General features: G+C 57.5%; 20 protein-coding genes, 3 pseudogenes and 1 riboswitch. Of the genes and pseudogenes, 15 read left to right on the top strand and 8 right to left on the bottom strand.

Annotated elements, in window-relative coordinates:
- The first annotated feature begins 129 nt into the window (after nt 1-129).
- The 6 genes and pseudogenes from J9789_RS13265 to ribE all read left to right on the top strand — a co-directional run bounded on the left by J9789_RS13265 (nt 130) and on the right by ribE (nt 7,446).
- Nucleotides 130-2,310 (top strand): annotated as a pseudogene (locus J9789_RS13265) (DNA topoisomerase III).
- A gap of 29 nt (nt 2,311-2,339) precedes the next feature.
- On the top strand, nt 2,340-3,725 hold the full coding sequence (locus J9789_RS13270; RefSeq protein ID WP_209346166.1) for a sodium:alanine symporter family protein: 1,386 nt from the start codon (nt 2,340-2,342) through the stop codon (nt 3,723-3,725).
- Between the two features lie 51 nt (nt 3,726-3,776).
- Nucleotides 3,777-3,894: riboswitch (FMN riboswitch) on the top strand.
- 121 nt (nt 3,895-4,015) lie between these two features.
- Nucleotides 4,016-5,122: a bifunctional diaminohydroxyphosphoribosylaminopyrimidine deaminase/5-amino-6-(5-phosphoribosylamino)uracil reductase RibD gene (ribD, locus tag J9789_RS13275; RefSeq protein ID WP_209346168.1), complete on the top strand. Its 1,107-nt coding sequence runs from the start codon at nt 4,016-4,018 to the stop codon at nt 5,120-5,122.
- Nucleotides 5,103-5,732: a riboflavin synthase gene (locus J9789_RS13280; RefSeq protein WP_209346170.1), complete on the top strand. Its 630-nt coding sequence runs from the start codon at nt 5,103-5,105 to the stop codon at nt 5,730-5,732. The genes ribD and J9789_RS13280 overlap by 20 nt, the downstream gene beginning before the upstream one ends.
- Nucleotides 5,733-5,747: 15 nt before the next feature.
- Nucleotides 5,748-6,977 (top strand): bifunctional 3,4-dihydroxy-2-butanone-4-phosphate synthase/GTP cyclohydrolase II, encoded by a 1,230-nt coding sequence (locus tag J9789_RS13285; RefSeq protein WP_209346172.1) that lies wholly within the window; start codon nt 5,748-5,750, stop codon nt 6,975-6,977.
- Between the two features lies 1 nt (nt 6,978).
- The gene (gene ribE / locus J9789_RS13290) at nt 6,979-7,446 is read left to right on the top strand and encodes a 6,7-dimethyl-8-ribityllumazine synthase (RefSeq protein WP_209346175.1); all 468 of its coding nucleotides are present in this window, start codon (nt 6,979-6,981) and stop codon (nt 7,444-7,446) included.
- 87 nt (nt 7,447-7,533) lie between these two features.
- Here the strand turns inward: ribE and J9789_RS13295 are convergent, their stop codons facing one another.
- The 4 genes from J9789_RS13295 to J9789_RS13310 are packed head-to-tail and all read right to left on the bottom strand — an operon-like array spanning nt 7,534 to nt 10,371.
- On the bottom strand, nt 7,534-7,752 hold the full coding sequence (locus J9789_RS13295) for a hypothetical protein (protein WP_209346177.1): 219 nt from the start codon (nt 7,750-7,752) through the stop codon (nt 7,534-7,536).
- Complete coding sequence (locus J9789_RS13300) at nt 7,737-8,048, bottom strand: NifU family protein (protein WP_348633694.1); 312 nt, start codon at nt 8,046-8,048, stop codon at nt 7,737-7,739. The genes J9789_RS13295 and J9789_RS13300 overlap by 16 nt, the downstream gene beginning before the upstream one ends.
- A gap of 6 nt (nt 8,049-8,054) precedes the next feature.
- A complete protein-coding gene (locus J9789_RS13305; RefSeq protein ID WP_209346179.1) occupies nt 8,055-9,506 on the bottom strand; it encodes a 4-hydroxyphenylacetate 3-hydroxylase family protein in 1,452 nt (483 codons plus the stop codon).
- 19 nt (nt 9,507-9,525) lie between these two features.
- Nucleotides 9,526-10,371 carry a 3-keto-5-aminohexanoate cleavage protein gene (locus J9789_RS13310; RefSeq protein WP_209346181.1) on the bottom strand — a complete coding sequence of 282 codons (846 nt, stop codon included), beginning with the start codon at nt 10,369-10,371 and terminating at the stop codon, nt 9,526-9,528.
- A 306-nt stretch (nt 10,372-10,677) separates the two neighbouring features.
- Between J9789_RS13310 and J9789_RS13315 the strand changes: the two genes are divergently transcribed.
- Both J9789_RS13315 and J9789_RS13320 read left to right on the top strand, forming a co-directional pair.
- The gene (locus tag J9789_RS13315; RefSeq protein WP_209346183.1) at nt 10,678-11,856 is read left to right on the top strand and encodes a thiolase family protein; all 1,179 of its coding nucleotides are present in this window, start codon (nt 10,678-10,680) and stop codon (nt 11,854-11,856) included.
- Between the two features lie 13 nt (nt 11,857-11,869).
- Entirely contained in the window at nt 11,870-13,036 is a 1,167-nt protein-coding gene (locus tag J9789_RS13320) for an iron-containing alcohol dehydrogenase (protein WP_209346185.1), read from the top strand.
- 58 nt (nt 13,037-13,094) lie between these two features.
- Here J9789_RS13320 and J9789_RS13325 read toward each other — a convergent pair whose 3' ends face one another.
- A complete protein-coding gene (locus tag J9789_RS13325) occupies nt 13,095-14,672 on the bottom strand; it encodes a sigma 54-interacting transcriptional regulator (RefSeq protein ID WP_209346188.1) in 1,578 nt (525 codons plus the stop codon).
- A gap of 505 nt (nt 14,673-15,177) precedes the next feature.
- On the opposite strand from J9789_RS13325, the gene J9789_RS13330 reads away from it, so the two are divergent.
- The 6 genes from J9789_RS13330 (at nt 15,178) to J9789_RS13355 (ending at nt 21,158) form a co-directional block, all read left to right on the top strand.
- Nucleotides 15,178-16,083, top strand: a complete 906-nt coding sequence (locus J9789_RS13330) for a 3-hydroxyacyl-CoA dehydrogenase NAD-binding domain-containing protein (RefSeq protein ID WP_209346190.1) — start codon at nt 15,178-15,180, stop codon at nt 16,081-16,083.
- 276 nt (nt 16,084-16,359) lie between these two features.
- Nucleotides 16,360-17,178 (top strand): cyclase family protein, encoded by an 819-nt coding sequence (locus tag J9789_RS13335; protein ID WP_087187165.1) that lies wholly within the window; start codon nt 16,360-16,362, stop codon nt 17,176-17,178.
- A gap of 50 nt (nt 17,179-17,228) precedes the next feature.
- A complete protein-coding gene (locus J9789_RS13340; protein ID WP_209346192.1) occupies nt 17,229-18,335 on the top strand; it encodes a C4-dicarboxylate TRAP transporter substrate-binding protein in 1,107 nt (368 codons plus the stop codon).
- Nucleotides 18,336-18,391: 56 nt separating this feature from the next.
- Entirely contained in the window at nt 18,392-19,006 is a 615-nt protein-coding gene (locus J9789_RS13345; RefSeq protein WP_209346194.1) for a TRAP transporter small permease subunit, read from the top strand.
- Nucleotides 19,006-20,316 carry a TRAP transporter large permease gene (locus J9789_RS13350; protein WP_209346196.1) on the top strand — a complete coding sequence of 437 codons (1,311 nt, stop codon included), beginning with the start codon at nt 19,006-19,008 and terminating at the stop codon, nt 20,314-20,316. Before J9789_RS13345 ends, J9789_RS13350 begins: the two co-directional genes overlap by 1 nt.
- Before the next feature lie 23 nt (nt 20,317-20,339).
- Nucleotides 20,340-21,158, top strand: a complete 819-nt coding sequence (locus J9789_RS13355) for a cyclase family protein (RefSeq protein ID WP_209346198.1) — start codon at nt 20,340-20,342, stop codon at nt 21,156-21,158.
- 291 nt (nt 21,159-21,449) lie between these two features.
- Here J9789_RS13355 and J9789_RS17150 read toward each other — a convergent pair.
- The 3 genes and pseudogenes from J9789_RS17150 to J9789_RS13365 all read right to left on the bottom strand — a co-directional run.
- Nucleotides 21,450-21,527: pseudogene (locus J9789_RS17150) on the bottom strand (sigma-70 family RNA polymerase sigma factor); the annotation flags it as partial.
- A gap of 169 nt (nt 21,528-21,696) precedes the next feature.
- Nucleotides 21,697-22,464, bottom strand: coding sequence for a class I SAM-dependent methyltransferase (locus J9789_RS13360; protein ID WP_209346200.1), 768 nt, complete (start codon nt 22,462-22,464; stop codon nt 21,697-21,699).
- 50 nt (nt 22,465-22,514) lie between these two features.
- Nucleotides 22,515-22,664, bottom strand: a pseudogene (locus J9789_RS13365) (elongation factor G); the annotation flags it as partial.
- 16 nt (nt 22,665-22,680) lie between these two features.
- On the opposite strand from J9789_RS13365, the gene J9789_RS13370 reads away from it, so the two are divergent.
- Nucleotides 22,681-23,910 (top strand): recombinase family protein, encoded by a 1,230-nt coding sequence (locus J9789_RS13370; protein WP_348633695.1) that lies wholly within the window; start codon nt 22,681-22,683, stop codon nt 23,908-23,910.
- Nucleotides 23,911-23,912: the final 2 nt, after the last annotated feature.

Below are 23,912 nucleotides of genomic sequence, written 5' to 3' on the forward strand. Positions count from 1 at the left end.
TGTACTCCTTTCTTAAGTCAGCACAACAAACGGGGTTTCCTTCTGGCTTAAAGATAACAACCGGACGCGAAAAAGTCAACGGGAGAAAAACCTGAAAAACGCCGGTTTCCGGCGGTTAGGAGAAACTATATGTCTAAAACATTGGTATTGGCGGAAAAGCCCTCGGTAGCGCGGGAATTGGCCCGCGTACTGGGCTGCAAAAAGTCCGGCGAGGGCTTCCTGGAGGGGGATCGCTACATTGTCACCTGGGCCCTGGGCCATCTGGTGGAGCTGGCACCCCCGGAGGACTACGACAAGGCATGGGCCAAGTGGGACCTGCTCACCCTGCCCATGCTGCCCGACAAAATGAAAACGGTGGTCATCCCCCAGTCTGGGCGGCAGTTCCGGGCAGTGCAGTCTCTCATGCGCCGGGGGGATGTCTACGATCTGGTCATCGCCACCGATGCTGGCCGGGAGGGCGAGCTGGTGGCCCGCTGGATCATGGAGAAGGCGGGCTGGAAGAAGCCGGCCAAGCGGCTGTGGATCTCCTCCCAGACTGACAAGGCCATCAAGGAGGGTTTTGCCCACCTGCGCCCCGCCGCCAACTACAACAACCTGTACCACTCCGCCCGGGCCCGCAGCGTAGCCGACTGGGTGGTGGGCCTCAACGTCACCCGGGCACTCACCTGCAAATACAACGCCCAGCTGTCCGCAGGCCGGGTCCAGACCCCCACTCTGGCCCTCATTGTGGACCGGGAGGAGGAGATCCGCAAATTCCAGCCCAAGGAGTTCTTTACAGTCTCCGTCAAGCTGCCAGGCTTTACGGCCACCTGGCGTGATCAAGACGGCCAAGCCCGTATTTTCAACAGGGAGCAAGCAGAATCCCTTGCTGCCAGATTGGACGGTAAGACCGCTGTTCTCACCGAGGTGAAGCGAACCTAGAAGCAGACCCCGCCCCCGGCAGCCTACGATCTGACCGAGCTGCAGCGGGACGCCAACAAGAAGTACGCCTACTCCGCCAAGGAGACCCTGTCGGTGATGCAGAACCTGTACGAGGTCCACAAGATCCTCACTTATCCCCGCACCGACTCCCGCTATATCTCCGACGACGTGGTACCCACCCTGCCCGAGCGGCTGCGCAGCGTCATGATTGACGAGTACGCCCCCCTGGCCCGGCAGATCATGACCCGCCGTCCCCTCCAGACCCGCTACCTGGTGAACAACGCCAAGGTCAGCGACCACCACGCCATCATCCCCACCGAGGAACAGGTGGAGCTGTGGCGGCTGTCCGGTCCGGAGCGCAACATCTTTGACCTGGTGGCCCGCCGCTTCCTGGCGGTGCTGCTGCCTCCCTTCGAGTACGAGGAGGTCTCCCTCAAGCTGATCATCGACGGCGAGGCCTTCCACGCCAAGGGCAAGGTGGTCAAGGAGCTGGGCTGGAAGGCTGCCTACGACCGCTCCTTCGACCTGGAGGAGGATACTGACGAGGAGGAGCGGGAGCAGTCCCTCCCCGACCTGAAGCAGGGCGACAAGCTGTCCGTCCTGTCTGTCCGGATCAATCCCGGCAAGACCGCGCCCCCCAAGCGGTACACCGAGGCCACCCTCCTCACCGCTATGGAGCACCCCGCCGCTCAGGTGAAGGACAAGGACCAGAGCAAGATCCTGGAGGAGACCGGCGGCCTGGGCACCCCCGCCACCCGGGCCGACATCATCGAAAAGCTGTTCTCCGCCTTCTACATCGAGCGTCGGGGCAAGGAGCTGGTGCCCACCTCCAAGGGCATCCAGGTGGTGGGGCTGGCCCCCGCCGATCTGCGCTCGGCCTCTCTCACCGCCCAGTGGGAAAAGCGGTTGGGTGACATCGCCCAGGGCAAGGAACGCGAGGACGCCTTTGTGGGCGAGATGAAGGGCTACGCCTCCCATCTGGTGGCCGAGGTGAAGGCCAGCGACGCCACCTATACCCACGACAATGTAACCCGGGAAAAGTGCCCCGACTGCGGCAAATTTTTGCTCAGCATCAAGGGCAAACGAGGCAAGCTGCTGGTGTGTCCCGACCGGGAATGCGGCTACCGCCGCTCGGTAACCCAGACCACCAACGCCCGCTGCCCCAACTGCCACAAGAAGATGGAGCTGCGGGGTGAGGGTGACAAGCAGCTCTTCGCCTGCGTGTGCGGCTACCGGGAGCGGCTCAGCGACTTCAAAAAGCGGCGGGAGAGCAAATCCGCCGGCAAGGGGGACGTCCGCCGCTATCTTCAGCAGCAGGAGCAGCGGCAGGACAGCGGAAACTCCGCCATGGCCGAGCAGCTGAAAAAGTGGCTGGAGCAAAATAAGTAAGCGAAAAAGAGAGAGAAAAGAGGATTCGTATGAACGCGATCGTATCCTTCCTGAATTGGCTGGATGGTTTTATTTGGGGCATTCCCATGATCGTCCTGCTGCTGGGCACTCACCTGTTTATGACGGTGCGCACCGGCTTCATCCAGCGCAAGACCTTTACCGGCATCCGCCTGTCGGTAACCCGTGATCCGGACTCCCCCGGCGACGTGAGCCAGTTCCAGGCGCTCACCACCGCCCTGGCCTCCACCATCGGCACCGGCAACATCATCGGCGTGGGCACCGCCATCTTCCTGGGCGGCCCCGGCGCGGTGTTCTGGTGCTGGATCGCCGGTATCTTCGGCATTGCCACCAAGTACGCTGAGTCTCTCATTGCCGTCAAGTACCGGGTACGCACCCCCGACGGCAAAATGCAGGGCGGCGCCATGTACGCCCTGGAGCGTGGCCTGGGCCTGAAGTGGCTGGGCGTGCTCTTTGCGGCCCTGGCTGCTCTGGCCTCCTTCGGCATCGGCTGCGGCACCCAGATCAACGCCATCGCTGAGGTCATTCAGAACAACGTCCCCTTCTCCATCCCGCCCATCATCATTGGCATCGTGGGCGGCCTGCTCACCGCCATCGTTATCATCGGCGGCATCAATTCCATCGCCAGTGTGTGCGAGAAGCTGGTGCCTTTTATGGCCATCTTCTACGTGCTGGGCTGCATCATCATTCTGGGCTTCAACTACGACTTTATCCTTCCCGCCATCGGCGCCATCATCCGTCTGGCCTTCACCCCCGGTGCGGTAGCCGGCGGCCTGGTGGGCCAGGGCCTGATGGTGGCCATGCGCTTCGGCGTGGCCCGTGGCCTGTTCTCCAATGAGTCCGGCATGGGCTCCGCTCCTCTGGTGGCCTCCGCCGCCCAGACCCGCAACCCGGTGCGGCAGGCACTGGTCTCTGCCACCGGCACCTTCTGGGATACCGTGGTGGTCTGCCTCATGACCGGTCTGGTGTTGGTCTCCACCATCATGAAAAATCCCTCCATCAACATGGCCGACGTCACCGACGGCGGCAAGCTGACCACCCTGGCCTTTGCCCAGATTCCCGTGCTGGGCCCCGTTATTCTGGTCATCGGCATTATCACCTTTGCCTGGTCCACCATCCTGGGCTGGTCCTACTACGGCGAGCGGTGTGCCCAGTATCTGTGGGGCAAGAAAGCTATCCTGCCCTATAAGATCCTCTTTGTGGCCGTAGTGGTGGTAGGTCCGGTGCTGGCTCTGGATCTGGTGTGGACCATCGCCGATATTCTCAACGCTTTCATGGCCATTCCCAACCTGATTGCGGTACTGCTCCTCTCCGGCGTCATCGCCAGGGAAACCAAGCATTACCTGAACCATTTGGACGAGGTGGACACCACCGAAATTCCCAGCGTGGATAAATAACCGGTTGACAGGTTTGCCATCCGGTGCTATCATAAAGCCAACAAGTTCATATGCAGTCTTCAGGGCAGGGTGAAATTCCCGATCGGCGGTAAAGTCCGCGAGCGCGTAAGCGCAGGATTTGGTGTGATTCCAAAACCGACAGTTAAAGTCTGGATGGAAGAAGACGCCGGCGGGAATGAATATATCCTTTTTCATCTGGATTTTTCCCCCGCCCCGCAGTTGCTTTCTCAGCGCCCCGAAGTTGCTTCGGGGCGCTTTTTTCGTCCCGAAAAAGGAGGGAACGGCAAAGTATGAACGCCAACGACTGCATGGCGCTGGCCATGGAACTGGCCCGCAAGGGCACCGGCTGGACCAGTCCCAATCCACTGGTGGGGGCTGTGCTGGTGAAGGACGGCAAGATCATCGGCCAGGGCTGGCACCGCCGCTGCGGCGGACTCCACGCCGAGCGGGAGGCTCTGGCCGCCTGCACGGAGGACCCGGCAGGCGCTACCCTGTATGTCACTCTGGAGCCCTGCTGCCACCAGGGCCGCCAGCCTCCCTGCACCCAGGCCATCCTGGATGCGGGCATCTCCAAGGTGGTCATCGGCTCCCGAGACCCCAATCCCCTGGTCCACGGCAAGGGGGCGGCCCTGCTGCGGCAGGCGGGCGTCACTGTGGAGGAGGACTTCATGCGGGAGCAGTGCGACACCCTGAACCCGGTATTTTTCCACTACATCACTCACAAGACCCCCTATGTGGCCATGAAATATGCCATGACCGCCGACGGCAAGATCGCCTGTCACACCGGCCTGTCACAGTGGGTCACCGGCGAGGCGGCCAGGGCCCACGTCCAGACTCTGCGCCACAAGTACCGGGGCATTCTGGCGGGCATCGGCACGGTGCTTCAGGACGACCCCCGGCTCACCTGCCGGATGGAGGGAGGCCGCAATCCGGTACGCATCATCTGCGACTCCCACCTGCGCATTCCTCTGGATTCCAACCTATGCCGTACCGCTCACGAGGTACCCACCATCGTGGCCTGCGCCTCCCCTGACCAGGACAAGCGGAAGGCCCTGGATGGCCTGGGCGTCACAGTGCTGGACCTGCCCGGCCCCGACGGCCGGGTGGACCTGCCCGCCCTGATGGCGGAGCTGGGAAAACGGGAGATCGACGGCATCCTGCTGGAAGGGGGCGGCGGCCTTAACGAGTCCATGCTGCGGCAGGGCCTGGTACACAAGGTATACTGCTACCTGGCCCCCAAACTGTTTGGCGGAGCAGACGCCAAAAGCCCGGTGGAGGGCGTTGGTGTGGACCGGCCCGAGGACTGCTGGCAGCTCTCCTCTCCCACCTGCACCCCCATGGGGGAAGATCTGCTGCTGGAATACGAGGTGATACAACATGTTCACAGGGATCATTGAGGAACTGGGCACCATCCGCAAGCTGGGCCCTGGCAGCCTGGAGCTGGCGGCCTGCACCGTACTGGAGGGCACCAAGCTGGGAGACTCCATCGCGGTAAACGGGGTGTGTCTCACGGTGACCGCCCTCTCCCCCGCCGGTTTTACCGCCGACGTGATGCCCGAGACCTTCCGCCGTACTGGGCTGGGCGGGCTGCACCCAGGCTCCCAGGTCAACCTGGAGCGAGCCATGGCGGCGGACGGCCGCTTCGGCGGACACATCGTCACCGGCCATATCGACGGTACCGGCACGGTAAGTTCTCTCCGGCGGGAGGGCAACGCGGTGTGGGTGACCATTGCCGCCGCCCCGGAGTTGCTCTCCGGCATTGTGGAAAAGGGCTCCATCGCCATCGACGGCATCAGCCTGACGGTGGCTGCGGTCACCGACCGGGACTTTTCCGTCTCCATCATTCCCCACACCGGAGCCCAGACCACCCTGCTGGACCGGCGCGCCGGGGACACCGTCAACCTGGAGACCGATATTTTAGGAAAATACGTGGCCAGATTGCTGGGCCGGGAGACACCCAAGTCCTCCGGCATCACCATGGAATTTCTGGCCGAGCACGGATTTTAAAGGAGGATACATACCATGGGATTTGCCACCATTGAGGAGGCCCTGGAAGAGCTGCGGGCCGGACACCTCATCATGTGCATCGACGACCCCGACCGGGAAAACGAGGGCGATCTGATCTGCGCCGCCCAGTTCGCCACCACCGAGAATGTCAACTTTATGGCGGTCCACGCCAAGGGCCTGATCTGCACCCCCATGTCGGAAGCGGTGGCCGCCCGGCTGGGCCTGGAGCAGATGGTGAAGGTGAACACCGATAACCACCAGACCGCCTTCACCGTGTCCATCGACCATGTGGACACCACCACCGGCATCTCCGCCGAGGAGCGGGGCTTTACCTGCCGCCGGTGCGCCGCCCCCGACGCCAAGCCGGAGGAGTTCCGCCGTCCCGGCCATGTATTTCCCCTGGTAGCCCGCCGCGGAGGCGTGCTGGCCCGCAACGGCCATACCGAGGCCACGGTGGATCTGTGCCGCCACGCAGGCCTTGCCGAATGCGGCCTGTGCTGTGAGATCATGCGGGAAGACGGCACCATGATGCGCACCACCGAGCTGCTGAAAAACGCAGAGGCCTGGGGCATCAAGGTCATCACCATCAAAGATCTCCAGGACTACTGCCGCCTCCACGACAAGCACGTGGTGCGGGAAGCCACCGCCAAGATGCCCACCAAGTACGGTGACTTCACCATCTACGGCTACACCAACGACCTCACCGGTGAGAGCCACGTGGCCCTGGTGAAGGGGGACATCGGCGACGGCATGGGCGTGCTGTGTCGGGTTCACTCCGAGTGCCTCACCGGCGACGTATTTGGCTCCCAGCGGTGTGACTGCGGCCAGCAACTGGCCGCCACCATGGAGCGCATTGAAAAAGAAGGCCGGGGCGTAGTGCTCTATATGCGCCAGGAGGGCCGGGGCATCGGCCTCATCAACAAGCTGAAAACCTACACCCTCCAGGAGCAGGGCTATGACACGGTGGAGGCCAACATCAAGCTGGGCTTCGCCCCCGACCTGCGGGAGTACTGGATCGGAGCCCAGATCCTCCGGGACCTGGGGGTCAAACAGCTGCGGCTGCTCACCAACAACCCGGACAAGATCTACGGTCTGTCCGGCTTCGGCCTGGCGATCACCGAGCGGGTCCCCATCGAAATCGCCCCTCAGGAGCACGATCACTTCTATCTGTGGACCAAGCGTGAAAAAATGGGCCACCTGCTGGAGCAGGTGACCGACGATGACAAGATTCAGGGAGGTATTTGACATGAACATTCTGGAAGGAAAACTGGTCGGCAGCGAAAGCCTGCACATCGCCATTGTGGCGTCCCGTTTCAATGAGTTTATCGTGAGCAAGCTGCTCTCCGGGGCGGAGGACGGCCTGGTCCGTCACGGTGTCCCCACCGAGAACATTGACGTGGCCTGGGTCCCCGGCGCCTTTGAGATTCCCGTGGCCGCCCTTCACCTGGCCCAGAGCGGCAAGTATGACGCAGTGATCTGCCTGGGCGCGGTGATCCGCGGCTCCACCTCCCACTACGACTATGTGTGTGCCGAGGTGTCTAAGGGCGTGGCCCAGGCCTCCCTCCAGACCGGCAAGCCGGTGCTCTTCGGCGTGCTCACCACTGACACCATCGAGCAGGCTATCGAGCGGGCCGGTACCAAAGCGGGCAACAAGGGCTATGACTGCGCCCTGTCCGCCATTGAGATGATCAATCTCTTCCACAAGCTGGGCTAAACCCCTTTTCCACGAGAAACGCCCCCGCTTCCCAACCGGTTGAATCCGGTGGGGAAGCGGGGGCGTTTTTTCATGCAGTTTGGCTTCTTATTGGCCGCAGTAATACTGGATGGTGCGTCCCAGCAGGCCCTGGATGTCGGCACACTGGGCCTGGCAGCCGCAGACCACCAGAAGCAGATCATACATCTCGCCGGGAACTGCTGGCTCAAAGCAGTCCTGCGGCTGCTCTTCCATCAGGCGGTGGACCAATGCCACCCGGTCATACCGGGGGTTGCAGCCACCGCAGTATTTTACTCCGACCCGCATGGACGTTCTCCCCGCAGGATGGCCCTGGCCTGGTCCAGCAGATCCTGGCTCACGCCGCCCACCAGCACCACATCCTTCAGCTCCGGGATGGACTCCAGCAGAGCCGACTTGATCAGGTTCTCGGTGGTCAGCATAGCGGACGGGCACCCGGCACACTGGCCGGTGAGCTGAAACCGGTATACCCCGTCCTCACAGTTCAGACTGCGGATGTTGCCCCCATGGAGGGCCAGGTCGGGGCGCACCTTCTCTTCCAGTACCCCTTCGATCCGCTCCAGGATCTTGCTGTTGTCAGACACGTTGTATCACTCCTTGACGTGGGCGATCTTCTTGGCCAGTTCCTTCTTCATGGGCAGGTTGCCCTGGCGAGCGATCATGATGCGCTGGGCCTGGGGAGAGCCGGCACCGTGGAGGGACTCAGTGCGGTAACCCACGGCAGCAGTACCCAGGGTCAGGTTCTCAATGAGGCGCAGAATGCGGAAGCGGTTCTCCACCGACACGCCGGGAGCGGCCTTGAAGTACTTTTCCACATAGGGCCCCAGCTTGGGATCCTTCAGATCGGCCTCGGCGGGGGCGGTGACCACTACGCCGCCGGCAATGTCCTCGGCCAGCCGGGCAATCTCATAGGGGAAGCGGGTGACGTTCTGCTTGCACACGTTGGCCAGCAGCAGGTCGATGATGTAGTTGCCGCTGGCGGTGGCGTGGCCCTCGGCGGAGCAGGCGATGCCGCAGCAGTACAGGGTCTCGTTCAGGTGGGTCATCTCGATGAGCTTGTCCTTGATGTGGGAGGCCTTGGCGCAGCCGTTGTAGTCGGCGGCCACGGCGGCGGCCCCGATGAGCACGTCGCCCACGCCCACCTTACAGCCACCGTAGCTCTGGCGGTGGTAGCCGGCAAACCGCTCCACCAGCATACCGGCGAACTCGGTCTCGCCGCACATGAAGATGCGGTCGTTGGGCACGAACACGTCGTCAAAGACCACCAGGGCCTCCACGCCGCCGAACTCGGAATTGCCCACGTCCAGCTCGCTGCCCTCCAGCTTCCGGGTGTCGCAGCTCTGGCGGCCGATGATCATAAAGATGCCCTCGGCGTCCATGGGCACGGCGAAGGACACGGCGTAATCCTTGTCCTCGGGCCCCATGGAGATGGTGGGCATGATGATGATCTCGTGGCTGTTCAGGGCGCCGGTCTGGTGGGCCTTGGCGCCCCGGACCACGATGCCGTCGGGACGGCGCTCCACCACCCGCAGGAACAGATCGGGGTCCTCCTGCTCATGAGGAGCCTTGGAGCGGTCGCCCTTGGGATCGGTCATGGCGCCGTCCACCGTCAGGTCGTTCTCCTGGACGTAAGCGGCAAACTTCTTGAAGTTCTCGTGGTAGCTGGTGCCGTACTTCTGGTCGATCTCATAGGTGGTGGAGTAGACGGCATTAAAGGCGTCCATACCCACGCACCGCTGGAAGCAGGCGGCGGTCTGCTGGCCCAGCAGGCGCTGCATCTTCACCTTCTTCACCAGATCCTGAGCGGACTGGTGGATGTGGGTGAAACGGTTGACCTGCTTGCCGGTCAGGTTGGAGGTGGCGGTCATCAGATCCTGATACTCCGGCTTCTGGGCCAGATCATAGGTCATGCGCACACTGTTCAGCGAGGGACGGAGAATGGGGTCATCCACCGGATTCTCCACCTTCTTGCCAAACATATAGACCTGCATATGCATCTTGCGGATGCTCTCAATGTACTGTTCGCCAGTCATCAGTGCCATTATATTCCCTTCCCTTCTCTTATTTCAAGTTCAAGATTTCACGGGCCTCGTCGGGAGTGGCGACCTTCTTGCCAAATTCCTCGATGACCCGGCGGGCACGCTCTACAAACTGGACGTTGCTCTCAGCCAGCACACCCTTGGTGTACATCACGTTGTCCTCCATGCCCACGCGGATGTGGCCGCCCAGAGCCACAGCGCCGTACAGCATGGTGAGGGCGGAGTGGCCCACACCGAAGCAGCTCCAGGTAGAGCCGGGGCACAGGGACTCCATGGTCTCCTTCATAAAGATCAGGTTCTTCATGGTGCCGGGAATGCCGTTGGCACAGCCCATGCAGAACTGGAAGTGGAGAGGAGCCTTGAGCACACCCTTTTTCAGGTAGTACTGGGCGTTGGCAATCATGCCGGGGTCAAAGGCCTCAATCTCCGGCTTGATGTTGTTGTCCTGCATGATCTTACCCAGCTTTTCCAGGAAAGCGGGCGGATTGAGGAACAGGCCACTGTGCATCCAGTTCATGGAACCGCAGTCGTAGGAGGCCATCTCAGGGCGGAGCTCCACGATGTGCTCATAGCGGCACTCCTCATTGGGGAAGGAGGCAGCGCCGGAGGTGGTCATATTCAGAATGATATCGCAATCGGGATGGTTGCCCCGCAGCAGCTCCACCGTCTCGCGGAATTTGTCCTTATCCATGGCGCCGTTGCCTTCATCGTCACGCATATGCATGTGGGCAATGGCGGCGCCCGCCTTCCAGCAGGCATAGATGTCCTCTGCGATCTCCGCAGGGGTCATGGGCACGTTGGGGTTGTTTTCCTTCTTGGGCCACGCACCGGTGGTGGCCACGGTAATAATGGTCTTATCCTGACTCATGTTCCGTTCCTCCTTCAAATCCTGTATCCGTCCTCTGGGGGCGGATTTTATCACGCCTTGAAAAAGAAGCAAAACTCATGCCAATTTGTTTCCCGCTTCCCTGCTGGATTCCCCGCCTTTCTTCCCTTAGTTATTGCATTTTTGAAACAGGCATGCCTGCTCGCGCCGTTTCCTTGTTGCAGTTCTGCATCATCATGGGATTTAACCCGGTTGTTTTGTCCATAAGCCCCTCAAGATTGTTGGCATCCGGTTTGCAGTTTGTATCCGCAGAACCAATCTCACCCCAATTCGAGAGGAGCTATCTGTATGAACCATGTTGCAATCGTAGCCGCCTGCCGTACCCCCATCGGCACCATTGGCGGCCAGTTCAAGACCCTGACCGCTCTGGACCTGTCCATTCCGGTGATGCAGGCGCTGGTCCAGCGCTCCGGCGTGGACCCCACCCTTATTGATGATGTGATCTGGGGCTGCAACTACCAGCGTACGTATCTGGAAAACAACCTGGCCCGTGTGGCCGCCATCAAGGCCGGCCTGCCCGACAGCGTCCCCGGCATTACCGTCCACCGCAACTGCACCTCCTCCATGTCCTCCATCCAGCTGGGCTTTTACCAGATCATGGCCGGGGAGGCTAAGTGCATCATGGCCGGCGGCGCCGACTGCATGAGCGCCGCTCCCTTTATGGTCTTTGACGCCCGCTACGGCAAGAAGTACGGCCATATGGAGCTGCGGGATTCCATGTGGGACTCCCTGACCAATTTGGGCGTGGGTCCCGCCATGGGCATCACCGCCGAGAATGTGGCCGATGTCTACGGTGTCACCCGGGAGGATATGGATCGGTATGCGCTCCACTCCCAGCAGCGTGCCGCCGCCGCCATCGACTCCGGCAAGTTTGAGGAGGAGATCATCCCCATCACCGTCCACAGCAAAAAGGGCGACACCGTCATCACCACCGATGAGCACGTCCGCCGGGATACCACCCTGGAGAAGCTGGCCAAGCTGAAGCCCACCTTCAAGGCCGATGGCCGGGTCACCGCCGGCAACGCCTCCGGTATGAATGACGCCTCCTCCGGCGTGCTTCTGATGGAAGAGGAACTGGCCAAGAAGCTGGGCCTGCCCATCCTGGCCCGCGTGGTGGCCACCGCCACCACCGGCGTCTCCCCCGACCTGATGGGTATCGGCCCCATCAGCGCCACCCAGAAGACGTTGGAAAAGGCCGGCCTCACCGTGGACGATATCAACCTGTTTGAGATCAACGAGGCCTTTGCGGCTCAGTGCGTGGCCTGCCAGCGGGAGCTTGGTATCGACGAGGACAAGCTGAATGTCAACGGCGGCGGCATCTCCCTGGGTCACCCCGTAGGCGCCACCGGCAGCCGTCTGGTGGTTACACTGCTCCACGAGCTGAAGCGCCGGGGCGGCAAGTACGGCCTGGCTACTCTGTGCGCCGGCGGCGGCATGGGTACCGCGGTCCTCATCGAGATGGTCTGATTGTGATACCGCTATGAAAAACTTTACTTTTTCCTTCCCCACTCAGGTGATCTTTGGCCGGGATGCAGAAAACCGCGTGGGGGAGCTCTCTGCCCCCTTTGGTCCCAACGTCATGCTGCTCTACGGCAGCGACCGTATCAAGCGCAGCGGTCTGCTGGACCGACTCACCGCCGACCTGGAAGCCCACGGCCTGACGGTCACCCTCTTCGGAGGCATCCAGGAGAATCCGGTCCTCTCCAAAGCGGAGGAGGGGCGGCGGCTGGCCAAGGAAAAAAAGATCACCCTCCTGCTGGCCGTGGGCGGCGGCAGCGTCATTGACACCGCCAAGGCCGTCAGCCTGGGGGCCAAAAACAGCGTCCCCCTGTGGGAACTCTATGGCGGCAAGGCCAGAGCCCAGCGTGCCCTGCCCATCGGCGTCGTCCTTACCACCGCTGCCACTGCCAGCGAGGCCAACGGGGTCTCCGTCCTCTGCCACGACGTGCTACACGAAAAGGTGGCTCTAGATGAGCCCCTGACCTGCCCCCGCTTTGCCCTGATGGACCCGGTCCTCACCTATACGCTGCCGCCTCGGCAGACCGCCTCCTGCGCGGTGGATATTTTCTCCCACGCCTTTGAGCGCTACTTCCACAAGGGGCAGCAGGGCACCCTCCGCAGTCAGATGTGCGCGGCGGTCATGCGCACGGTGATTGCAGAACTGCCCCGAGCGTTGGAGCACCCCGACAGCTACGACGCCCGCAGCCAGCTCATGTGGGCTGCTACCGTGGCACACAGCGATATGCTGGGCTTTGAAGGGGATTTCGCCTGTCATGCCCTCTCTCATATCTTCACCACCGAGCTTGGGCTGCCCCACGGCGTAGCTCTTGGCATCCTGATGACCGCCTGGTGCAAGTACATGCTTACAGACGAAACCCAAGCCATCGCCGACTTTTCCACCCTGGTGTGGCAGGTACCCTCCTGTCCCAGCCAGATCCAGACCGCCCAAAATGGCATCTCCGCCTTTCAGGACTTCCTCTGCTCTGCAGGCCTGCCGGTCACCCTCCGAGAGGCCGGTCTGGGGGATGTGTCCATCGAGCATCTGGCCTGGCTGGCCCTCCCCAACCGTGAAGGCTCCCTAGGCGGCAACTTCCGCCCGCTGGACTATGATGCAGTGGTCAGCCTGTTGCAGCTGGCCCGGGGTTGATTTCCTCTCAATAACGCCAAAGGCCGTCGAATAAATTCGACGGCCTTTGGCGTTATTCTTAGCTTCTGCGGTTCTCATAATCAATTCCATATTGTTTGATCTTTCTGCTGATGGTAGAAGCATTGATGTTCAATCTCTTACTGGCATCCCGCAGGTTAGAGGACTCCTTTAGGACCTGCTCCAGAAGTTGCTTTTCAAAGCCTGCAACTGCGGTATTGAAGTCCATACCATCTGCCAAAACAACTTCAGGCTCCTCTGGTGGAGTTTCCACTACTACATCCTCAGGCTCGGCAGGCTGCGTTTCCACACTCTTCTCCGAAACATTCAGCAATCCTCTAAGCACATCGTCCGCAATTTGTCCAACGCCAGAACTGCACAGGATCAAGTATTCCATTACATTCTCCAGCTCTCGGATATTACCCGGCCAGGAATAGCGTTTCATATAACTAATCTGCCACTCACTCAAACTAAACAGGCGATCATATTTTTTGGTAAAACGCTGGATAAAGTGTTCACACAGGGCTTCAAAATCGCTCATTCTCTGCCGCAGTGCCGGTACCGCAATGGGGATTACGTTGAGCCGGTAGTAAAGGTCCTGACGGAAGCTTCCCTCCGCCACCTTCTTTTTCAGATCCGCATTGGTCAGCGCCAGGAAACGGATATCCAGCTTGATGGGACGGGTACCGCCGATGCGGGTGATTTCCTGAGACTGTATGGCCCGCAGCAATTTGACCTGCAGGTCCATAGGCATGTCGCCAATCTCATCCAGCATCAGTGTGCCGTGGTTGGCATATTCAAACAGGCCAACCTTGCCCTTGGCATTGGCTCCGGTGAAGGCCCCTTTCTCATATCCAAAGAGCTCCGACTCCAACAGATGCCCTGGAATTGAGGCGCAGTTGATCTTTACATAGGGCTTATCCTTCCGCAGGCTGCGGCGGTATATCTCATCTGCCACCACCTCCTTGCCTACACCAGATTCACCGGTAATCAGCACCGATGCATCGGTGGGGGCCACCCGGTCCAGCAGCGCGTCAATCTGCTTCAGAGAGCCGTATTTTCCTACCATACCCTCCGATAGATGCTTGTCCGAGTCGGTAGTAATGGACTTTGGATGGATGGCGTTAATCTCCTTGACAAAGGCCTCAAAATCCTCCTGCAACGAGCTGAGCGTCACAATGGGCCGGCTACAGGCCACTACCTGGCGCAAGCTGCCATCCGACTTGAAGATTGGCGTCCCCACCACATAGCCCACCAGCGGTGCCTCTTTTTTATAGGTCGTCGACAAGCGGAATGCACTCTTTTTGCCCTCCAGTACGCTGGTCACCGCACCGCCGGTAAACAGCTTGTCTTCACCAATCAGCGTGTGTATATCCCGCTCCAGAACCTCCTCCTCTGTAATCCCGGTATTACGGGTATAAGCGGGGTTAATATACAGCACCGTTCCTTTTTCATCGGTAATCAGAATACTGTCATCCAGACAGTCTACCACTTCTTTAAAATCAATCCCCCGATCGTGAAATGTCTCCAGCCGTCTGTCAATCTCCTTCAACTGCTCTATTAACTCGGGATGACGGCTTTGCTCTATAACCTGTCTGAGCAACTGCCGTACCTCTCGAATCGCCGAATATTGATTCATTTTGTTTCTCCTTTATCCATCTTTCCCGTTCAGGCAATCATGCTTTCTGCAGCACGCTTCTTCGGAAAATCAGCACTTTAGTTCCTATCGTCTCCTTACACTATGATCAATCATTGAAATCAGGGTTGCAATCAAGAACCAATCTGCGGTCTGGTTCTTATGTTCCTTTGATTTAACAATATTATAACTTGTGTGTCAATGTTTCACAAAAAATAGTGTACCCACATAAATATGCCACACAATTCATTTATTCCAAGAGTGCAAGTCGCATGCCATCTCATATGTTGCCAATACCCATACCGCCGGATATGTCTGTTGCATTTTTGCAATTCTATCCTTTTTATTTTGCTACATATGTTTCCATTTTGCAACGCTTCCCTAAAATTTTCTACCCATAGCCCCTGTTGTGGCCAAAATTTCTGGCACGCGGTTTGCTATATTCTCTGAGCAAGGACGCAATCAATCGCGACGCCCTGGATACCAACAAAGAAATGAGGAAAGTGACATGGGCAATATCAAAGCAGTTTTTGTAGGCACCGGTATGATCGGAGCCGGCTTGGCTGCCAACGCCATGCTGAACGGTTATGAAACGGTTCTTTACGATGTGGTGCCTCCGGAGAAGATGCGCCAGAACATCAGCCACATTCTGGACATTTTGGTGGAGGCCGGTGCCGCCACCCGGGAGCAGGCTGACGCCGCCCTGAACGCCTGCCAGTTCTCCAACGACCTGGAATCCGCTGTGAGGGGCGCTGATTTTGTACAGGAGTGTATTCCCGAACGGCTGGAACTGAAGAAATCCACCTACGCCACCATCCAGAAGGTCACCGGCCCCGACGCCATCATCTGCAGCTCCACCTCCAAGCTCTTCCCCACCAAGCTGCAGGATGGCGCGCTCTATCCCCAGTCCATTCTGGTAGGCCATCCCTACAATCCCTCCTACCTGCTGCCCCTGATCGAGCTGTGCGGCGGCGAGCAGACCGCCCCCGAGGCAATCGAAAAGGCCAAGGAGATCTATACCGGCATGGGTAAGGTGGCTGTGGTCTGTAAGAAGGAGATCTACGGCTTTATCGTCAATCGCCTGTCCTGGGCCGCCCTTGATGCTGCCAAGGAGTGTGTACGTGACGGTGTCTGTTCCGTAGAGGACATGGACAAGGCCATTATGTTTGGCCCTGGCATGCGCATGGCGGTCACCGGTCAGCTGCTCACCATCAGCTTGGGCGTGGACGGCGGCTTCCGGGCCATTGCCGAAAAGTACGGCGAGGAACCCACCCCCTGGAACGAAGTGTACGCTCAGGGCGTGGATGAAGAAATCGCCAACCGTGACCCCTCCATGGGTAACACCATTGAGGGCGTGTGTAAATTCCGGGACCACGCTTTTGCCGAGCTGCTCAAACTCCACAAGCTTCTCTAAGCCTTTGCTGTGCTCTGTTTCAATTTTGCAACAGTCATCCAACTTTGTATTATTTCTGCAACAAATTTACGCTATACCCCCCATTTTCACCCAAAATCCCCCTCTTTATTTGGCATGTAGATTGCTTTAGTATATAACCATAAGCGTGGTTTTACCAACAGCACACAGGAAAAGCCTAGCTTGCACCCCCCAGTTACAGCTTTCTAAAAGGTAGTCCATTGCTTATGTCCGGCCTGGATCAACAGATCCAAATCTAATCGATAAGGAGTCTTTATTATGAGTAAGACCGTACTTGTTGACCTGTCCCACCCCTTTGGCCGCGGCAATCCCCTGTGGCCCTCCAACGGCGATTTCCACATCGACCGTGTGCAGCATATGCCCATGCATTATCGTCTGCTGCAGACCTTCAATGACTTCCACATGCACAACTCCACCCACGCCGACTCTCCCTCTCATGTGATCCCCGAGGGTGCCTTTACCCACGAGCTGCCCCTGGAGAACTACTACGGCCCCGCTGTCTGCCTGGACATCCCCAAGAAGCACTGGGAGCTCATTACCGTTGAGGACATCGAGAAGGCCGCTGCCAAGGTTGAAGGCGGCATCCAGGAGGGCGACTGGGTCCTCATCTGCACCGGCATGAACAAGCGCTGGGGCGAGAACGACGACTATTTCATGTACTCCCCCGGCATGTCCATCGAGGGTGCCCACTGGCTGGTGGACCACAAGGTCAAGGGCGTCGGCTTCGACCTGCAGGCTCTGGACCACATCCTCTACACCTACGCCGCTCAGCACGGCCCCGGACCCTACGTCCCCCGTATCGTGGACGAGTACAAGAAGGAGTTCGGCCATGAGCCCCTGGAGGACTTCCCCGAGTGGGAGCCCGTACACACCATCCTGCTGAGCAACAATGTCATGGGCATTGAAAATCTGGGCGGCGACATTGAGAAGGTCAAGGGTCAGCGCTTCACCTTCTGCGCCTTCCCCCTGCGCTGGTACATGGGTGACGGCACCATCGTCCGTGCCGTGGCTATGATTGACGAAGATAAAATCAACAAGGATGTCCCCGATCGCGTTTATAAGTACGGCGTGTATTAAGATAATCGTTCACGCTGCACCAATGATAAATTGGGAGGGATATTTGAACCATGAAGAAAAGAATCGCCTGTACGCTGCTGAGCACGCTGCTCGTTGGCCTCTTGCTGACCTCCTGTGGAAGCGGAGGCAAAACCGGCGGCAACGTTACGGAATCCGGTTATCCGACTATGGAGCTGATCGTCTCGGCCATTGACTCCCACGACAAGACCTCTGCCCACGAGATCGAGATCTTCACTGATCTGGTGACCGAGCGTTCCGGCGGTGCCATCACCTTCAAGGTTTTCTACGACAACCTGCTGGGTAAGGCTACCGACAACCTGAACACGCTCAGCTCCGGCATTGCCGACTTGGGTACAGTCTGTACCCTGTACACGCCCAGCAACCTGCCCCTGTCTCAGATCACCTACTGCATACCCTTCGCCCCCAGTGATCCCGCCATGGCCGCTGAGCTAATGTATAAGGTGGCCGAGGAGTATCCCGAGTTCTATGAGGAATACGAAAAGAACAACGTGGTATGCCTGGGCTGGAAGGGCAATGAGCCCTACAAGCTGTACTCCAAGGCCCCCATTACCGACCTGTCCCAGATGGCCGGTATGAAGCTGACGCTGGGCGGTGTGTATTACATTCCCTGGTTCCAGTCCATTGACGCGGTGCCGGTAAACGCTCCCGCTGCCGACCTGTATCAGACCATTAAGACCGGTGTAGCCTCCGGTTCCTTCGTGTACGACAGCATTTACTGCAACTATAAGCTGTACGAGGTGGAGGACTACTGCCTGGAGGTGGGCCTGGGCGCCCGCAACAACAATGTGCTCTGCTTCAACAAGGACATGTGGGACTCCTTTGACGAGAAGACCCAGCAGCTTTTCCAGGAGTGCGCTGATGAGGCCATGGCCCAGTTCCAGGAGTGGCAGCAAGACGAGATGGACGGCTGGGTGCAGGAGATGCTGGACAACGGCGTTACCTTCAACACGCTCTCCGACGAGCTTAAGGAAGAGTGGGCCGAGACAGCTCTGGCCTACCAGGATACCCTCCAGATGTGGATCGACGAGGTCACCGCCCTGGGCTATGACGGCGCGGGCATCATGTCCGCCTACCTGAAGGCCGGCGAGGAGCTGGGCTATGAGTGGCACTTCGATACGACTCCCTACATTCAATAACGCCTCTTCCCGCTGGACAAGCATTGAGGAAAGAATCTGAATTGAGGAGGAAAAGTATGTCAATTACAAAAAAAATACCGGCCTTTTATGAAAAGCCAGAGCTTCTAATGAAGCTGTTCGGCTGGGTCTCCGCCGGGGTAATGCTGTTCAACATGGTGCTCATCTGCTGCGACGTATTCATGCGCTATGTGTTCAATGCCCCCATTCAGGGCGCCACTGAGATCGTAACCATGCTGATGGCCTGGGTGGCCTACGCAGGCATGGGCTATACCCTGCTGAAAGGCCAGCATATGCAGCTGGGCGCTATCTACGACAAGCTGCAGGGCCGTACCAAGCACATCATCAGCCTCATTATCTATGTCCTGGCCAGCATCCTGTTCATCGTGATGATCAAGGCCTCCTGGGATCAGTTCTGGGCCTCCTGGCTCATCAAGGAGAAGTCTGTGGCCGCCGTCACGGTTTATGTATTCATTGGTAAGTTCGGCACCTTCCTGGGCTGGCTGCTGCTGGCCATCCAGAGCCTCTTTATGTCGGTCTACTGCGTAGTCGGTGTGATTTATCCCAACCGCGTGGACCACATCCTGATCAAATCCGAGCTTCCTTCTCAGGAGGATCTGAGTGCGTTTGGTTCGGATGAGCAGAAGAATACCAGAAAGGAGGGCAACAACTGATGGAAGGCGGCATCATTCTAGCTTTGATCGGCATCGTTGCCTTGATCGTACTGGTACTGATGGGCGTACATATCGCAGTCGCTCTGGGCACTGTTGGTTTCTTCGGTCTGGTAGCCTGTCTGAACTTCCCCAAGGCGGTGGCCATGGTCGGCATTCAGGCCTACAGTAACATCGCCACCTTTGATTATGCGGTCATCCCCCTGTTTATCCTAATGGGTATGTTGGCCACAGGCATAGGAATCAGTACAGAATGCTACGATACCCTGGCCAAGTGGCTGGGCCGCATCCCCGGCGGTCTGGGCGTGGCCACCACCCTGGGCTGCACAGCCTTCGGTACCCTGAACGGCTCCGCTCTGGTCACCGGCTCCGTGTTTGCCAAGATCGCCGCGCCTGAGATGCGCCGGTATGGCTACGATACCAACCTGACCTATGGCCTGATCGCTGCTTCCGGCAACATCGGCCAATTTATTCCCCCCAGCATCCTGATCGTTATCTTTGGTGCTCTGTCGGGCGACTCCATCGGACGTCTCCTGATGGCAGCCATCGCCCCTGGTCTGGCTCTCGCCATTGGCTTCTCCCTGTTCGTCATCATCGCCGCCATCGTACGTCCCCACCTGTTCCCCCGGGTGGAGCAGCACTTCACCTGGCGTGAGAAGCTGATCTCCCTGAAAAATCTGATCCCCATCGCCATCGTGGCGGTGGTCATCATCGGCGGCATCTTCTTCGGCATCTGCAGCTCCGCTGAGGCCGGTGCCATCGGCTGCCTGGTGTTCTTCATTATGGGTTTCATCAAGCGCACCCCCCTCAAGAAGATCTGGGGCGCTATCATGGAGACCGTGGAGAATATGACCATGCTCTTCCTGATCCTGGCCTGCTCCGGTATGTTCGCCAAGTTCATGACGGTGTCCGGCCTGGCCCAGGCTCTGACCAATCTGGTCACCCAGACCCACCTGAGCCCCGTGGTGTTCATGATCGCCGCTGTGATCGTATTCGTGATCCTGGGCTGCTTCCTGGACGCCTACTCCAGCATTGCACTGACCATCCCCGTGTTCTATCCCGCCGCCGTGGCTCTGGGTATTGATCCCATGCAGTTCGACCTGGTTGCCATCCTGGCCCTGCACATGGGCGGCCTGACTCCCCCCGTTGGTCTGTGTGTCTACTCCGTCAAAGCTGTGGCACCCAAGGATGTGGATGTCATGGGTATCTTCAAGGGCTCCATGCCTTATCTGGTCATTATGATCCTCATTACCCTGCTGTTCATCTTCATTCCCGGACTGTCCACCTTTATTCCCAACGCCATGTTCTCGTAATTTCCTGAAAGGAGTCCTAAATCATGGGTAAAACCGTACTTGTTGACCTGTCCCACCCCTTCGGCCGCGGCAATCCCCTGTGGCCCTCCAACGGTGATTTCCACATCGACCGCGTGCAGCATATGCCCATGCATTATCGTCTGCTGCAGACCTTCAATGACTTCCACATGCACAACTCCACCCACGCCGACTCTCCCTCTCACGTGATCCCCGAGGGCGCCTTCACCCACGAGCTACCCCTGGAGAACTACTACGGCCCCGCTGTCTGCCTGGATATCCCCAAGAAGCACTGGGAGCTCATCACCGTTGAGGACATTGAGAAGGCCGCTGCCAAGGTTGAAGGCGGCATCCAGGAGGGCGACTGGGTCCTCATCTGCACCGGCATGAACAAGCGCTGGGGCGAGAACGATGACTATTTCATGTACTCCCCCGGCATGTCCATCGAGGGTGCCCACTGGCTGGTGGACCACAAGGTCAAGGGCGTTGGCTTCGACCTGCAGGCTCTGGACCACATCCTGTACACCTACGCCGCTCAGCACGGCCCCGGACCCTACGTCCCCCGTATCGTGGACGAGTACAAGAAGGAGTTCGGCCATGAGCCCCTGGAGGACTTCCCCGAGTGGGAGCCCGTACACACCATCCTGCTGAGCAACAATGTCATGGGCATTGAAAATCTGGGCGGCGACATTGAGAAGGTCAAGGGTCAGCGCTTCACCTTCTGCGCCTTCCCCCTGCGCTGGTACATGGGTGACGGTACCATCGTCCGTGCCGTGGCTATGATCGACGAGGACAAGATCAACAAGGATGTCCCCGATCGCGTTTATAAGTACGGCGTGTATTGATATTCCCCTCATCTCACATAAACACGAGCCGGCGGGCACAGGATGTATCCTGTGCCCGCCGGCTCATTTATCAAGTGATTATGTACTTCTTATTCCCACTCGGCAAATTCAGATATAGTAGGGTGTATTTGAGGTGATTTCGCAGGAAAAACTTTCGCAAATATGTTAATATTCCACCTGCTATTTTCGGCTGTAAAGTTTATTAGTATCAAAATAGTATCACAAAAGGCTGGGAAATACAACAGAATTATGTGGAGCTCTACATAATTCCGGCACGGACGGACGCTGTCAGGCACAGCGGATAACAGCCTTGCAAGAGGCGTTGTACCTGCGCTGGATATATTCTTGATAGGCTTTCTGGTCTGTCATGGAAATTCCCCCTCTCTGAATAATAGTGCGGGGCGGCAGCACTCCTTGCTGTCGCTCCTTGACTGCCTAACTGCGAAACCGGGCGGGGCTGTCAACGGTGGGCGAAGCCCGTTCATCTTGACCGCCCGCTGGCTCGGCTGGGTTTGCTATTTACCCGACAAACTTGAATTTATTTTAAGCTATCACGTTTTACCTTCTTAAGCCTTACTATCATTACCATAGGAATTTCTTTGTTGGTTTTAAAACATTCTTCATAAAATCCATCAATGACAAATCCAGCTCTAAAACAAAGGTTAAAAATATCTTGTATGGAACGATGATAATAAATCTGCTCTTTCGGTTGCCCTTCAATCGCTATATCATAGTAACTGTGCGGTGTCATATATTTTTCAGTCAACGTGACAAAACAAGGGTGTTGCGTTGCAAAGACAAAAATTCCGCTTTCCTGCAACAGTTCATAAACAGCCATAAGAAGTGGTTCAATATCCGTAATATCCATAATTGCCATATTAGAAACTGCTTTCGTAAAGGCTCGATTTCTTTTTAATTCTAATATACTTTTTCTATCGGTCGCATCCGCCACACAAAATTCAATTTGTTTTGCATATTGTGATTGCCGTCTTTTAGCCAATTCTATCATTTTTTTGCTGTAATCAAAAGCGACAACCGAAGCGCCTCTTTGTGCAAGATACGAAGAATAATTTCCATTGCCACACGCAATATCCAAAATGTAATCCGCAGGATTAGGAGATAGAAGTTCCGTTACTTTGGGACGCACTACCTCTCTGTGAAATTCATTAGATTCGTCACCCATTGCATTATCCCAAAATTGTGCGTTCTCCTCCCAGATTTTTTTACTTTCCTCTGTTCCCATGTTCTCTCCCACTCCCCAAATTTGCTTTTTTGCTTCCATTAAATCTTCCTTACGATATTCCATTGTTACCCTCCATAACTTCTGATTGTTGCCGTCTTGACGATTATGTATCTTTACATTACCTTCTGAAACATATGGCGCACCTTGTCCAGGCGGCTGTTTGGACGGCGGGGCTGGATGACCGGCTGACCGACAGCGGCCTGATATCCTTTCAGCTCTGTAAGGCATACGCTCCGCCCGTTGGTGTAAAAGGCCAGATCAGTATCCGTCAAGAATATTATGAACGAAGCCTACTGCCGGGACATTTCCATCAAGACCCGTACTTCTTTGGATATAAAGCGGCGTAACGGAGATTTTGTTGGAGCCTTTCCCGTTTACGGCTATATGAAATCTGAGGAAAACAAAAACCTGCTTGTACCTGACCCGTATGCTTCCCGCGTTGTCCGGGACATCTTCCGTATGCGCCTGGATGGGACAAGCGCCCTGCGGATCGCCACCGTGCTGAACGAAATGGGCATCCTCTCCCCCCTGGCCTATAAGAAAAACAATGGTTTTCCCTATGCCAAACACGGCTATGCCGACAAAGAGGATTGCAAGTGGTCTGCTACAACGATTATTCGTATTTTGCAGGATGAAACCTACATCGGCACATTGGTACAGGGAAAGCAAGGCACCCCACACTACAAAATCAAGCAGATGGAGCAGCGGCCATCTTCTGAATGGATTCGCGTCCCTGACGCCCATGAGCCGCTGATTGCCAAGCAGGATTTTGAGCTGGTCCAGCGTATCCGCAGACTGGATACCCGGACTTCTCCTAAGCAGGATACGGTGTATCTGTTTTCCGGCGTTTTGATCTGCGGCTGCTGTGGGAGCCGCATGACACGGAAAACAAACCGGGTCAAAGGCAAGGAATACCACTATTATTATTGCCCCACCGGGAAAAAGCATGGCTGCGCCAATCCGGTAATGCTCAAGGAAAGCGATCTGGTGGAATGCGTTAAGGACAGTCTGAAAGGCTACATTGACAATGTGAGCTGCCTGCAAGCCATCCTGGACGGTATCGACCAGAGCAGCATCAATCAGGCGCTTGCCAATGAATACGCCTCCCACATCGCCGCCAATGAGCAGCAGGTAGAACAGGCACTTGAATTTAGGGCCCGTCTCTACGAAAGTCTGATTACCGGCACCATCAGCAAAGAGGAATATACCGACTATAAGGCCAGATACACAAGGATTGCGGAAAATGCAAAAGAGAGCATTCGGGTCTTAAAGGAAAAGCTGGCTGATGTTCTGGAGAACCGGAGTGAACGGAACCGCTGGATTTCCCACTTCACACAGTTCTCTACGATGGAGACCCTGGACCGCAAAGCTGTGGTTCACATGATACAGAGCATCAAGGTGATTGGGAAAAAGGAATTGGAGATCACCTTTACATACCAAGATGAATACCAGAAAGCAATCCAGCTGATTCAACTGGCAAAGCAAACAAGCCAAAGAAAGGTGGGATGATT

Source organism: Flavonifractor sp. AGMB03687, assembly GCF_017811815.1.
GTDB lineage: Bacteria > Bacillota > Clostridia > Oscillospirales > Oscillospiraceae > Flavonifractor.